Annotated in this window: 12 protein-coding genes; 3 read left to right on the forward strand and 9 right to left on the reverse strand. The window is 56.8% G+C overall.

Going from position 1 to position 13,917, the window contains the following annotated elements; translation table 11 throughout:
* Positions 1-60: 60 nt before the first annotated feature.
* The 3 genes from H4I92_RS02585 (at position 61) to H4I92_RS02595 (ending at position 3,732) form a co-directional block, all read left to right on the forward strand.
* On the forward strand, positions 61-1,704 hold the full coding sequence (locus H4I92_RS02585) for an ATP-binding protein (protein WP_077529103.1): 1,644 nt from the start codon (positions 61-63) through the stop codon (positions 1,702-1,704).
* Positions 1,701-3,074, forward strand: a complete 1,374-nt coding sequence (locus H4I92_RS02590; protein WP_077529104.1) for a sigma-54-dependent transcriptional regulator — start codon at positions 1,701-1,703, stop codon at positions 3,072-3,074. The genes H4I92_RS02585 and H4I92_RS02590 overlap by 4 nt, the downstream gene beginning before the upstream one ends.
* Positions 3,075-3,174: 100 nt before the next feature.
* The gene (locus H4I92_RS02595; protein WP_077529397.1) at positions 3,175-3,732 is read left to right on the forward strand and encodes a GspH/FimT family pseudopilin; all 558 of its coding nucleotides are present in this window, start codon (positions 3,175-3,177) and stop codon (positions 3,730-3,732) included.
* Between the two features lie 6 nt (positions 3,733-3,738).
* On the opposite strand, the gene H4I92_RS02600 is transcribed toward H4I92_RS02595, so the two are convergent.
* The 9 genes from H4I92_RS02600 to ispH all read right to left on the reverse strand — a co-directional run bounded on the left by H4I92_RS02600 (position 3,739) and on the right by ispH (position 13,914).
* Entirely contained in the window at positions 3,739-4,161 is a 423-nt protein-coding gene (locus H4I92_RS02600) for a type IV pilin protein (protein WP_077529105.1), read from the reverse strand.
* A 26-nt stretch (positions 4,162-4,187) separates the two neighbouring features.
* The gene (locus H4I92_RS02605; protein WP_143512586.1) at positions 4,188-4,523 is read right to left on the reverse strand and encodes a hypothetical protein; all 336 of its coding nucleotides are present in this window, start codon (positions 4,521-4,523) and stop codon (positions 4,188-4,190) included.
* A gap of 35 nt (positions 4,524-4,558) precedes the next feature.
* On the reverse strand, positions 4,559-7,945 hold the full coding sequence (locus H4I92_RS02610; protein WP_077529107.1) for a pilus assembly protein: 3,387 nt from the start codon (positions 7,943-7,945) through the stop codon (positions 4,559-4,561).
* A gap of 70 nt (positions 7,946-8,015) precedes the next feature.
* A complete protein-coding gene (locus H4I92_RS02615; RefSeq protein ID WP_179105603.1) occupies positions 8,016-8,498 on the reverse strand; it encodes a pilus assembly PilX family protein in 483 nt (160 codons plus the stop codon).
* 24 nt (positions 8,499-8,522) lie between these two features.
* Positions 8,523-9,680, reverse strand: a complete 1,158-nt coding sequence (locus H4I92_RS17045) for a PilW family protein (RefSeq protein ID WP_077529109.1) — start codon at positions 9,678-9,680, stop codon at positions 8,523-8,525.
* 17 nt (positions 9,681-9,697) lie between these two features.
* Positions 9,698-10,165 (reverse strand): type IV pilus modification protein PilV, encoded by a 468-nt coding sequence (pilV, locus tag H4I92_RS02625; protein ID WP_077529110.1) that lies wholly within the window; start codon positions 10,163-10,165, stop codon positions 9,698-9,700.
* Between the two features lie 2 nt (positions 10,166-10,167).
* Positions 10,168-10,698: a GspH/FimT family pseudopilin gene (locus H4I92_RS02630; protein WP_077529111.1), complete on the reverse strand. Its 531-nt coding sequence runs from the start codon at positions 10,696-10,698 to the stop codon at positions 10,168-10,170.
* Positions 10,699-10,942: 244 nt separating this feature from the next.
* The gene (locus H4I92_RS02635) at positions 10,943-12,799 is read right to left on the reverse strand and encodes an Ig-like domain-containing protein (RefSeq protein ID WP_179105606.1); all 1,857 of its coding nucleotides are present in this window, start codon (positions 12,797-12,799) and stop codon (positions 10,943-10,945) included.
* 158 nt (positions 12,800-12,957) lie between these two features.
* Positions 12,958-13,914, reverse strand: coding sequence for a 4-hydroxy-3-methylbut-2-enyl diphosphate reductase (gene ispH, locus H4I92_RS02640; RefSeq protein ID WP_077529398.1), 957 nt, complete (start codon positions 13,912-13,914; stop codon positions 12,958-12,960).
* Positions 13,915-13,917: the final 3 nt, after the last annotated feature.

Consider the following 13,917-nt stretch of genomic DNA (forward strand, 5'->3'; position numbering starts at 1 on the left):
GCTGGGACGCTATTATAACCACCTGAATCCATTTTGACGTTCCACCCACACGGAGTCTCCATGGAGACGTCGCCACCGGCAGCAAGGAAGGACCAGCGGGCCCGTCTTTTCCGCATCTACAACTACTACCGGATCGTCATCAGCCTGCTGCTGGTGGCGCTGCTGCTGCTTGAGACGGACCTGGTCGGCACCCGACTGCACAACGAATGGCTGTTCCAGGCCACGGCACTCACCTATCTGGCGATGAACATCGTCACGGGCATGCTGCTGCTGGCCGGCTATGCGCTCCGCCCCTGGCACATCACCGTATCCATCCTGGCGGACATAGTGGCGATCCACCTGCTCGCCTTCTTCAGCGGTGGCATCAGCAGCGGCATCGTGAACCTGGGCATCATCAGCGTGGCCGCAGGCAACATCCTGATTCCCGGCCGGGTCGGTATCTTCTACGCCGCTCTGGCTACCCTGGCCTCACTGGTCACGGCCGCCCTGCTCCTGCTGCAGGGCCTTTCCGGTGTGGATGACATCGTGCGGGCGGGGGTCATGGGGCTCGTCTACTTCGCCGCCGCCTTCCTGCTCCAGAACATCACCCGGCGTCTTGCCTCCAGCGAGCAGCTGGCCTCGGAACGGGCCCGCAGCATTGAGGAACTGGAGCAGCTCAACCACCAGATCATCCATCGCATGCACACCGGCATCCTGGTCGCGGAGCCCAATGGGGCCCTCCGGATGGCCAACGCCGCTTCCGGCGAGCTGCTGCTGGGAGAGCGTACCGCAGCCCCGAGACTGACCACCCTGCCCCAGGCACTCAAGCAGCGCCTTGATCAATGGCTTGAACAGCCCGGTGAACGCACACCGCCATTCCAGGCCCGCAACGACACGCCCAGCGTACAGGCCAACTTCATGCGCCTGGACAACCCACTGGAGCACCTGATCCTGATTTTTCTGGAGGACACGGGCAAGATCGTCCAGCAGGCCCAGCAGATGAAACTGGCCTCCCTGGGACGGCTCACCGCCGGCATTGCCCACGAGATCCGCAACCCCCTGGGCGCGATCAGCCATGCAGCCCAGCTCCTGGGCGAGTCCGAGACCGCGGATGACGGCGACCGCCGGATGGCGGGCATCATCCAACGCCACAGCGAGCGGGTGAACGCCATCATCGAGAATGTGCTGGAGCTCTCACGCCGGCGCTCGACCAGCGTCCGCCTTATGGACCTGGGCGAGTGGCTGGCCGGGGTGGTCAACGACTACGTGGAGACGGTCCAGGAGCCGGTGCTGATCGACCTCAAGCTCTCCGGCGTTCCCGGATCAGCCCGCTTTGACCCCTCACAGCTACAGCAGGCACTGACCAACCTGATCGACAACGGCCTGCGCTACAGCCGCCAGAGGACCGGCCGCCCCCAGCTCACGGTGCGCACCGGCGTGACCGAGGACGGTCAGAGGGCCTATATTGATGTTCGGGATTACGGCCCGGGGTTGAACGAGACCCAGCAGGCCTCGCTGTTCGAGCCCTTCCATACGACCGAACAGGAGGGCACGGGCCTGGGGCTCTATCTGGCACGGGAACTGTGCGAGGCCAACCAGGCGAGGCTCTTCCTTCTTGAGAGCGACGGGGCCGGATGCTGTTTCCGCATCACCTTTGCCCACCCGGGGCGCCGCGCCCTGGATTTCAGTGCCTCGGGCGCCAACCTGACAGGGAATGAACCATGAGCGACTACAGGGCCCTGATCGTCGACGACGAGCCGGACATCCGGGAACTGCTTGATATCACCCTCAGCCGGATGGCGGTTGAGTGCACCACCGCCGCTACCCTGGGTGAGGCGCGTGACCTGCTCACCAGTCAGGTCTTCCATCTGTGCCTGACCGACATGAGCCTGCCGGACGGCAACGGCATCGACCTGGTGGACTGGATGCAGAGCCAGTGCCCGGACATTCCAGTGGCGGTGATCACCGCCTATGGCAGCATGGATTCGGCAATCACGGCGCTCAAGACCGGTGCATTCGACTTTGTCTCCAAGCCCGTGGAACTGCCCCGCCTGCGGGAGCTGGTGGAAAGCGCCCTGCGCCTGCCTCCGAAAAATGGGGGCAATGGACAGGTGCCGAACGATAACGGCGACGACGAACAGCTTCTGGGCGAGTCAGCGGAGATCGACACGCTCCGGCGCCAGGCCCGCAAGGTGGCCCGTAGCCAGGCCCCAGTCTACATCAGCGGTGAATCCGGCAGCGGCAAGGAACTGGTCGCCCGACTGATCCACGAACATGGCCCAAGGCGTGACCACTCCTTTGTTCCCGTCAACTGCGGCGCCATCCCCCAGGAACTCATGGAAAGTGAGTTCTTCGGGCACCGCAAGGGCAGCTTCACCGGCGCCACCGAAAACAAGGACGGCCTCTTCCAGGCCGCCCACCAGGGCACCCTCTTCCTGGACGAGGTCGCGGACCTGCCCCTGCCAATGCAGGTGAAGCTGCTGCGGGCCATCCAGGAGAAGCGCATACGCCCGGTCGGTGCCAGGGAGGAGGTCCCCGTGGATGTGCGCATCCTGAGCGCCACCCACCGCAACCTGGCCGCACTCGTGGAGGAAGGCCTGTTCCGCCAGGACCTGTTCTACCGGATCAATGTGATTGAGCTCAGGGTACCTTCCCTGCGCGAACGCGCTGCGGATATCCCCATACTGGCCAAGCACATCCTGGAGCGCCTGGCACAGGACTACGAACTGCCACCGGCCCAGCTCAGTAACGATGCACTGACCGCCCTGCAGGCCCACCCGTTCCCGGGCAACGTACGTGAACTGGAGAACTGTCTGGAGAGAGCTTTCACCCTTAGCGACGATGATGTAATCCGGGGCGACGACCTTCAGCTCAACGGTGCCCCTTCATCAGGGCAAACCCTGGACGAGAAGGCGGGCCTTCCGGACCCCGAAGAGAGCGGCATGGACCTGGAGACCTACCTGGAGTCCATAGAGCGCACCACCATCGAGAAGGCGCTGGCACAGACCGAAGGCAACAAGACCGCCGCCGCGCGCCGGCTTGGGATCAGCTTCCGGGCGCTGCGCTACAAACTCAAGAAGCTGGGTATGGAATAGCGCTTCCGCGAATCCGTTCGTTGCCCTGCAGGGTTCTCTTTGCCTAGAATCCGCTTATCCGAACAAGGATTGAACGGATTCAACAGAAGAGGACTCAGGGATGAGACGCACGGAGCGCGGCGTGACGCTGCTTGAACTGATCATCGTCATTGCGGTACTGGCCATTGTGACCACCACCATGGTTCCCGGCCTGCAGAAGCTCTTCGAGAACACCGCCCGCCGGACCCAGATGCAGAATATGGTGGGGCTTTTTCATCTTGCCCGAACCGAGGCCGTCAGCCAGGGCACCATCGTTACCATCTGCCCCCTGGATGGCAGCGATAGGTGCACCGGGGACTGGCAGAAGCCAGTGCATGTTTTTGTGGACCCCGAAAACCAGCGCGCGCTTTCCAGTGGCCAAGCAGTGCTGCGGGTTCAGGAGCCACCTGACTCGGGATCCTGGACAGTGAGCGTGGGTAATCGGGGTTATTTCCAGTATCGGCCCAATGGCATGATCCGCGGAACACTCGGCAACCTGACCTGGTGCCCGGAAAGCGCCGACGAGAAAAACGCCGGCCAGCTCATCATTAATATGGGCGGTCGCTTGCGCTACGCCCGGGATCACTCGGGGGATGGGGTCGTTCAGGGCAGCAACGGGAAGCCCGTGCACTGCCCCTGATCCCATTCACCAGCAGTCACTGCCATCGGACCCACGATTGCCCTGGTTATCCAGGGTCAGGGTGCCGCAGCCGTCACCACTCTGAGCATTCTTGGGCTCGGCATGTAAAGTAAAGGAACTCTGACTGATATCACCGTCAAAACCAATGTCATAAAACGCCTCACCGGGCTGATGATTCTCTGGTGAATGATCGAACGGAAGCCCCGGCGCGTTGCCACTACCATTAAGATAGGTAAAGTTTTCACTGTAGTGGCGCTCCAGCCACTGCGCCAGTTTTATCAAATCGCCCTGCGCAGTTTTGCGGCGTGTCTGTTCCACATGATTCTGATAGGTTGGAAGTGCAATCGCTGCAATGACCCCGATGATTGCAACCACAATCATCATTTCGATAAGCGTAAAGCCTCCCTTGGACTGCGTTTTTCCGGTCATGCTCCTACTCCACCGATATAGGCCCGTCACGGACTGGTTTTTATGCCAGTGACCACAGGATAGCCATCCCGTGTCTCACCAGAAAGTTCAATCCGAACCCGTTCGCCATCTTCAAGGCGACGCATCACCTGCTCGGCGAGCCGTTGTTGACCGTCGATCGTCAATGTCTTAGCCAGTGCATAAATCCCATCACCAACTACGATCTGATTGTAACGATTGATCGCGTTGGCGAAGACACCTTCCACCTCCATACTGGCCGCATCCTGACGCTCTTCCTCAGCCAACCGGTCCTCTGCCTCCTGGGCAGCCGCACTCATCGCGAAGGACAATATCACCACACCGTACAAAAGCGCTTTTTTCATAGGGCCCCCCGAGTCGCTGTTCGTCTGTCCGAGTGTCACTTAAGTTGTTCCCAGTTCCTTCTTCCGAGTGCGCCCTCCGGTACCGTGAACCGGGCGCCGGGCCCACCGTCTTCATCAATGATGGTATCGCCATCCTCATCGCGCATTCTGGTAATGCCTTCACCGCCCAGTACACCTTTAATACCGCTCTGATCCGCATGATCTCCCTTACCATCCCGGTCCAGATCAAGCACGGGCTCATTGACCCGCCCTCCGGTAATCAAGCTGATCTCCATCAGGAAACCATCCGTCCCGGAACTGCAGATATCAGTATCCGGAATCAGAGTACTGAACCGAACTCGGCTGCGATCAAGGCCTGAAGGAAACCCTGGCTGGCTCACAACACGCTCTCCAGAGGCGGTATCCAGATCCATAACCCAACCGTCGTCCGAATCGCTGAGTTTCTTCTGGGTAACCTGACGAACGGTGAAGTCTTTCTCCTCAGTACTACCGTTACCCTGCTCCACGTCAACATCTTCAACATCCGAATCCTGGATGATTTCCTGAACCAATAGATCCTTACGCTGAATATTGCTGGAGCTACCCTGCTTGTCGATGATCCCGTACAGCGACTGAACACTGGTATCAGCATCGTCACCAGCCCTAAAGAAACTGCCGGTACCAAAGCTGATCACCCGTTCCCCTTTTGTTCTCGGCATATCGGCAATTACGGGTGCTGACGTGATCGGCTGCGGGTCCTCTTCCGGTCCTTCGGTCTGGAACAATTTGGTGGCTCCCCACTGCTTCTTCTTATCCGCCGTCAGGTCGAAGCGCCAGAGTCCACCGTCCATGTTGCCCGCATAGACATACTCCACAATGCCATCGTCCACCGTGAAGACCGGCGTCGATAAGCCCGCGTTGCCCGCATCGAGCTTCTTGATCAGGTCCCCGGTTTCGAGGTTGACCACAAAAAGGTGGCCGCTACTGGCTCCGTGACCACTTCCAAAAATCGCGGCCCACTCGCCGTTGGCAAGACGCCCAACCTGGGCTTTCTGAACACCGCGTTCAAGATCCGAGTCACTGAACTCCCACAACAGATCCTCGCTGATGTTGAAGGATTCAGGATCGGTAACATCCAGGGCAAACACCTGGTCACCGCCCACGCCCATGGTGCCAACCACCACGGTACGCCATTGATCGGAACCATCCTTCTCCAACTTGGCGTCCATCACAGTGGGTGTTCCATCCACGAAAAAACGGTGTTCGTATTCCGGATCCATGAGCTGATTGATCGGCGCATACCCATCGTTGGCAACCGGTTCCAGCAACGAGCTGGGCATGTAACCAAACAGCTCCTTCCCGGTCTCCGCATCAAACGCGTGCAGGAAGCCGTCATTGGCGCCCACGTAGATCACATCAGGGCGGTCCATATAGGTGCTTTTGCCACGATAGGTCACGTAGCTGGCATCAAAGGCCGAATGGCCGAAGTTAACCTTACGCTCGATTTGAGGGTCGGAATTGACAATGTCGCCCAGAACATAGGGCTTGTAGTCATCGGAATCCGAATCGTCGGTATAGTTCCGGAACTGCTCACTGACAGTCTGATCGCCCGTCAGCCAGGTGATCCGATCACTACCCAGACCCGGACGGCCGGAGCTACCGTCCAGATTGGTATTCAATGCGCCCTTCTGGTCTTCGTGCAGCTTGTCGAATGCCAGCTTCACACCATTGCCGTTCCCTTGGGAGGTATAGAGATTCCGACTGCCAATGGCGTCCCGCAGTTTGTTCTTGGCTCGCCATACAACCCCATCCGAGGCCGAGTCGACTTCCTTGGCAACCAGACTCCCCGTCCAGTTACTGCCGTCGTAGCTGGCGGTAAAGGACTTGGAGTCAGGCCCCCTAACCGCCGAGCTTACTGCCGCTGCGCTTGACGAGCCAGTGCCTGCCTGTGCTTGTGAAAGCAATCTGCCAAGGCCGTCTTCAAATTGACTCGTATCCTGAGCACTGACGTAATCCCCCCGGCTATTGATGGCAGCATGCAGCAAGTCATCGATTTTCCCACCAGCAGTTCTGGGATGCTTGAATGCCACGTCCGTCTCGTTATAAACGGCCTCCCTAGCCTCGTCACGGCTGACACTCCCATCCACGCCAAATCCAATGGTCATGGTAACCATATGTTGCCAGAACGCCGGATTGAAAGGCTTGTCACGTCCTTTCGCCACCCTGGGAAGCGGCACTTCATTGTCAATATCAGTCCTTAGGTCACGCTTCCAGAAATGCATAGCCACGTCAGCAAGCGTCGGCCCCTCGCCATCCCATTCCGGACCATCCCCAAACTCATCTTCAAAGGGCGCCCGTGGCTCGTACTGATAACTCTGGCTGTTACCGCCAGCGCCCGTGATGAGGGACCCAGGGGAGCCATCGGCGTTGCCAACCTCGCCACCATCATTCAAACCACCATTGCGCACACCATCGGTCATAAGAATGGTAAAGCTCTGGCGGCATGAGGCCATCTCCCCACTGCCACTCACCGGGTCATCCCGCCACGGTTCATCAGTTTCGTAATAGGAGCCCATGTCGTGCAGCGCTTGTCTGAGGGGGGTGCCGTTACTCGCTCCCTTGTTATAAAGCCACTCGAGGAAGTCACTTCGATAGTCGCCATAGGGCCTTACACCTTTCACTTTGGTGTAATCAGGCCCGTAACGGGCATTAGGAAGCTTCCCCCACCCCAAGCGGGTAGAGTCATTGATCCCTTTCTCTCCCTCAAACGCATTGGAAATCCCGGCCCTGGCTACAAAAAGACGTGTTCTGTAATAGCTATACCAGTTCGCAAACTTTTGCTTAACCGGAGCTTCCGCATTGTTTACGGATACGTAGTCGTAACACTTATTATCCCTCAAGCCTATTTCTTCGTCAGAATCACACCCCTCCACACTGTCATCAAATTCATAGTAAAAGGCGCCACCTTCAATGCTGTTCCAGCTACTGTGTGCGTAGTCATTACTCAGATTATCCGCAGTACCTGGGTCATACCCATTTTTTCGGGCATTGGTATAATCCTGATCCGGAAACTGGCCCGAACCATCCGCTTTCATTGGTGGTTCATAACGCTTTTTAGGATCAAAATAAATCGTATTAACCTCACTGGACCAATACCACTTGTGCTGCACATCACTTCCATCCTGATAATATCCATTACTATCGATATCATCGTATCCTTTGTTAAAGAGACTATCCGGCATCTGCTCCCGATTCATGGAGCCCGAGTCGTCAAGTATGAAAAAGATGTTGGGTGGCGCACCGGTGCTGGTTGCTAGTGGCTCGTTGGCAATTGCGCCGTAACTGGTCGCTGAATGCAGCGCGAGCAACGTGAAAACAGCCGACACAGACATACTCATCATGCGGCTGGTAAACCTGTTCCTAAAAACCCTCGAAAGGCTCATGTCTCTACTCCCCGCCGATTCTCTCTTGTTCGATCCAGTGACCCGCGATTCCAGCCAATCCGATACAAAACTATTCCTGAAGCCGTGCAAAATTGGACCTCAATACCACCTCGGTGCTCTGTTCGCCCCCCAGGCCTCTTGCCGTCACACGGAAGATTTCAACAGGGCAGCCGCCCATTGCCATGTCAGCGCACTGTACCGGTCCAACATAATACTCGGGGTTGCCCGCCGCACGGCTGTCAGAAGGAAGGCTCACGGCAACGGCGTTCCCGCCGGTGCCAGTACCCCAATCATCCGGTGGCGCTGGATTCAGCAGAGCATTCCCGGAGAAAGTACTGCTCGAGGGCGCGGCCAGGAATTGTTCGCCAGCCCTGAGCGCTCGTTCCGCATTCTCAAACGCCATGCCACGGTCTTCCATATTCCTGGTCATACGCTCTTGAAGGATCGAGTCCTCCATCCCGGCGATGGCGATCAGCGAAATCAGCAGCAGCATGATCAGAGCTACAATGAGGACACTACCCTGCTCACTGCGCCAGCCTCGTATCGTTAACATGTGCATCACCGTTCGTTACCTCTTTTACTCAAGCCGGTTCCGGAAAGCCACAGTTTTGGTCGCAATGACACGCACCCGCTTGTCTTCGGGCGATTGCGTTTTCATACCCAACAGGTTGAAAGTGCGTGTCTCCTTGGTTTTGCGAGTTCTTGGGGCGCTTGCCATGACAAAACCGAGGCGGACACTGACAATATCGCTCCATTCATCCGGGGCTACATCATTGGCTGTTATATACTCAGTTGCGCCACCCTCATTTCCGATGCCATAGAGGACCTGCATATTCTCAACACCGGCAACCAGTTCCTGGGGCGATGGTATCCCATTGCCCGGATTGTTCAGGGTCTGTCGGTAGAGGCTGGGCTCGCCATTGGGGTTCTCGCCCACGTAATAGAGGGTGCTGCGAAAGACATGGACGGACGAACTCTGATTATTGACCGAATTGTTGTTGATATTGGCGCCCCCCTGGTTCCCCAGCCCTGCCCCAGCGACCGAGATGGCGCTCGCGTTCTCGTTGTTCCCCTTGATGAACCGAAAACCGTTACTGCAATCCGGGCCAATCAATTCAATAGTGGTTCCCTGCGGAATGCCGCTGGCTGCATTCAAAGGAATATTATTACCGCCACCGGCGGCTATATCGATCTCTTGTCCCATTGACCCCTGTACGATCAGCACATCCGAGCCATTTACAAAATTATCGGAGCTTATACCTGTCGGTAAGCTTACGTTGTCACTTCCGTCTTTGTTATTTTCCCAGTCTTGTTCTGACTGTTCTCCGCCCGTCGACAGTTCGGCAGAAAGTGCCATTGAATCACCGGGCGCTGTGTCACGGTACTCCCAGCCAATCACGCCGGCTTCTTCTGGCAGTGACCACCCTGCTGGTACGTCGCGCAGATCCGTAATGCTGCTGTCCTCGCCACGACTACTCTCCTCGGCAAAATAATTATCGGGATTCAGCGATTCGCGGAAGATGCAGCCCCCAGGCCCGGCCTGTCTAAGATCACGCCCTATCCTGTCCGTTACGAAGCGGCTGTTCTCCTGAATGTTGGCCACTCCTTCAGTCAACCGGTACGTCTCACTACTCTCGAGATAGAGTTCAACAACGCCAAGGGTGAGCAGCACCCCCAGAACCATGGCAATCATCAGCTCTATCAGCGAAAAACCAGTTTCGATATTAGGCTTCACGATTTCACAATCCTTATTCAGTAGCTGGTGGCGAGAGTCACAGTATCTTCACCTGCAATGGCGTCGGCATCGTCACTGTCTTTCCGACTCTCCCAGCTCAGGGTCACTTCAACCGTGCTCGCACCGGTATCGACCTCGACCTGACCAGAGCCATCCGCCAGCAGGCAACGGACCGAATTGCGCCAACCGTTGATGTCGTTAGTCGCCACGTCCGCCGCAGTCGGCGCGTAGTCCAGAGAACAACTGTCTTCACTGCCGACACTCACATCATCGTAGGAACCGGCAGCGCTTCGATTCGCCCTTACCCGCTCGATCATGTCTTCCGCAAGCAGTAGTGCCTGGGTTTTCTGGGCAGACTGGGTGGTCGTCTGGCTGGCCGTAACCTGCATTGCCGCCAGGCCTAGCAAGCCCACAGCCAGAATCACCACCGCCACAAGTACCTCAATCATCCCCAAGCCGCTCTGCTTACTCGGTGCTGCCATCATCGTTAACACCCCGAACCGTTGATCGATGCTCTCCCGGATAAGCTGATACACAGGTAGTTAGCCTGCGTTTGCCCTTCAGGCGGGCTCACGGTCAATGCCACCTGATTTCCGGGCGAATGAAGGCTTCCTTGGGGACTGAACTCAAGCTGGGTATCGCCATCAGCATTGATATTGAGCGCCTCGCTGCCTTCATAGGTACGGATGGGAGTCTCACTGTCACACCCCCCCCCTGACTCTCCCAAATAGATGCACCAGCCCTTGGCAAAATCGTCGTCAACCGCCTTGAGGGTGACTACCTCGCCGCGCTTGATGGCTTCACTGCGCGTCGTATTGACAGAAGACAGCAACAGGTTGGTCTTGGTGGTGATGCGCCTGGATTCCACCACCCCCTGAAACGCTGGGACCGCGACAGTCACCAGGATGATCAGAAGGGCCACCGAGATCATCAGCTCGATCAACGTAAAGCCCTTTTGCCTTTCGCTATTGGATCGGAAATTTCCGGGAGGATTGTATACAGATGCACCATTCCACATAGGGTCAATGATTCCGTTATTGGAGGCGTAGATATAAGCCCTTTGTGTCTATCATAACTTGATGGCTGCTGGTGTCAGGTTCTGTCCGATGAGCGGTAGGATATAGAGGATGGACGGGAGGAGATGAGTCACTGCCAGGAATCGATGAATGACAGTGTGATATTTTGTGACCCCGGATGGAGGCGATCTCCACCCGGAACCAGGACAAAGATAAATGCTGTCACAGCCGTTTTATCACACTTTCTCAGAGCTCATTACAGCTCGTATCGTAATCATCATTAAACGGTGACGTTACAAAAGGAGGAGCAGCCGTGTCTTCAAGAACATCTGCTGGGAAAGGAAGACGAAAACTCAGAGAAGCCCTGGACCTATACTCACTGCCAACATCTGCACTTCCCACCAGTTCAATACGGCTCCAGAAAGCGTGATTTCTAGGATACAGTACAGCGATATCCGCGTACCCCTGGTCATTTGTAGTCACCTGAACCGAGCCAGAGTTGTCTGTTGTTTCGGTATCGTCAGCCGCCACGACTGTAGCGGTGCCAAAGGACTCATCAATGTCGGTTCCAATTGTACACGTGGTTGTATTAGCCGGTGCTACCCAAACCTCTTCATTGTTATCAAAAGACCAATCATCCCCAACGATTACTTCTGTGGTTTGAAGCTCAAGGCTGACATCTGTATTTGCAGCAGGAGAGCCGTCGGACTTGGTGACCTGGATGGTGTGGGGAACCCTATAGCGCTCCTGACCTTCTTCGACAATGTTTCCTCCTGAGCCCACCGTAATGAAACTTGAATCCGCTACCGTCAAGGGCACACTGGTGTTGATGGTAGAGTTAGCATCAACTTGGGCCCGAATGGTTACCCCTTCAAACTGGGTTGCAAACTCACTAGCAATATATTCAACCGATGCGCTCCCGGATTGATCAGTATCAGCTATACCATCATCCGCAAGACTCCCGGGTCCCTCAACAATGGTAAAGTCCACAGTTTCACCAGAAACAACATTGCCATTCTCATCGCGCACCGTTGCGGTAATGACACTTCGGTTGGCCGTTGAGTCCTGATTTGGCGCGATTGCGCTGGGTGATGCTTGGACCGAAATTGAGTCCGGTTGATCAGAGACAAAACGAATAGCTTTAGAGGCTGAAACTCTCTCCTCATCATTCCGTGCGACTATTGTGGCGGAACCGGTATTAGATGATTCAATATCAACAGAAGCCCTGCCACCCGTCACTGTAGGCGTACTATCGGTCGTTATTTCCCCTCGACTGGTGGTGAAGGATAAGCTTTTGCCGTCAACGGCATTGCCGCCGCTTATCCATTGCGCTGTAAAAGTATGCGTATCCGTAATATTAAGCTGGTCATTCTGAGGGGAAATAAAATCAATGTCGTCAGAAGAGACCTGGATCACTTCTTCTGTTTGAGTTCCCAGCGTGGAAATGGTCAAGGTATCCGTGCCAGCAACGTCAGCAGATAGTTCAAAATTAACCTGCCCTTCGTTATCCGTAGTCGCAGACTCGACGTTAAGGCCGTTATCATTCTCTGAGCTAACGTTCACCTCAATACCACTAACAGGTTCACCGGAAGAGTCTTCAGAATCCCTGACTGTCACAGTATAGGTTCCACTGTCATTGAGCGTGAGGTTGGTCGGTCCACTGACATTGATGCTACCGCCCTCTACCTCCAGATTGATGGTGTCGGAGATATCCGTGCCCTCGATGAGCGCAGTAATCTGAGTCTGGCGAGTATTCGGATCGAAGCGGTTGCTGACGGTCGCCTCGGCGCTACCCTGCTCGTTCGTCACCGAGTCCGAAGCTTCTATCAGAAGCCCACCATCTTCAGTCGAAAATGTTACGTCCGCCCCGGATATCGCTCGGTTATTCGAATCTCTTGCAACCGCAAGCGCGGTTATACTGTTTTCACCTGCAGCATCCAGCGAGTTTCCCTCCAGAAGAAGATCCAGGCTCGCCACTTCAGCGGTGCCATCCGGATTATCATCCGGCTCGCCAGCATTTTCACCACTCTCTTCATCGGTTCCACACGCAACCAATAACAGAGACAAACACAGGACCAGGAGCCGTTTCGTCCAAAAAGGCATAGGATTCCCTCTCATATCTTTCCAGTAAAATCGTTTGACGCAGCTACAAGCCGCTATTGTGCTGAGATTAGCACAATCCACAAAAAACGCCCGGAAACAGTGTCTCCGAGCGTTACAGTTTGAAAACCCGTGCACAGTAAGCTTCTGGGAGGCTGCTCTCAGGCTTCCACCTCCTTAGCGGGGATCCGCAGAGCCTTGGGCATACTGAAGACCACGTTCTCCTGCTCGCCATCGAGCTCGTCGGGAGTCTCGCCGCCGAACTCGCGCAGGCGGGCCACGACTTCTTCAACCAGCACCTCGGGAGCGGACGCACCAGCGGTGACGCCCACAGCACTCACGTTCTCGAGCCATGAAGCGTCGATCTGGTCGGCGGCGTCGATCAGGTAGCCGGGGGTGCCCATGCGTTCGGCCAGCTCACGCAGGCGGTTGGAGTTGGAGCTGTTGGGCGAGCCCACCACCAGCATCAGGTCACACTCGGCAGCGAGCATTTTCACCGCGTCCTGGCGGTTCTGGGTGGCGTAGCAGATGTCGTCCTTGCGCGGGCCCTGGATGGCCGGGAAGCGGGTCTGGAGGGCATCGATGACGCGGGCGGTGTCGTCCATGGAGAGAGTCGTCTGGGTCACGAACGCCAGTTTCTCCGGGTTCTTCACCTCAAGCTTCTCAACATCCGCCTCGCTTTCCACCAGGTAGATGTCCCCGCCGTTGCTGCGGTCGTACTGGCCCATGGTGCCTTCCACCTCGGGGTGACCGGCGTGGCCGATGAGGATGCACTCGCGACCCTCACGACTGTAGGTCATGACCTCCATGTGCACTTTGGTGACCAGTGGGCAGGTGGCGTCGAAGACCTGAAGACCGCGGTCCTTCGCCTCCTGCTGCACCGCCTGTGAAACACCGTGGGCGCTGAAGATCACCCAGGCGTCGTCGGGCACCTGGTGGAGCTCGTCCACGAACACGGCGCCGCGCTCGCGCAGGTTGTCCACCACGAACTTGTTGTGTACCACTTCGTGCCGGACGTAGATGGGGGCGCCGTAGACATCGAGCGCGCGATTGACGATCTCGATGGCGCGGTCGACGCCGGCACAGAATCCACGGGGGTTGGCGAGCTTGATCTGCATGGT

It is taken from the genome of Vreelandella halophila, from assembly GCF_019903425.1.
Lineage (GTDB): Bacteria > Pseudomonadota > Gammaproteobacteria > Pseudomonadales > Oleiphilaceae > Halospina > Halospina halophila.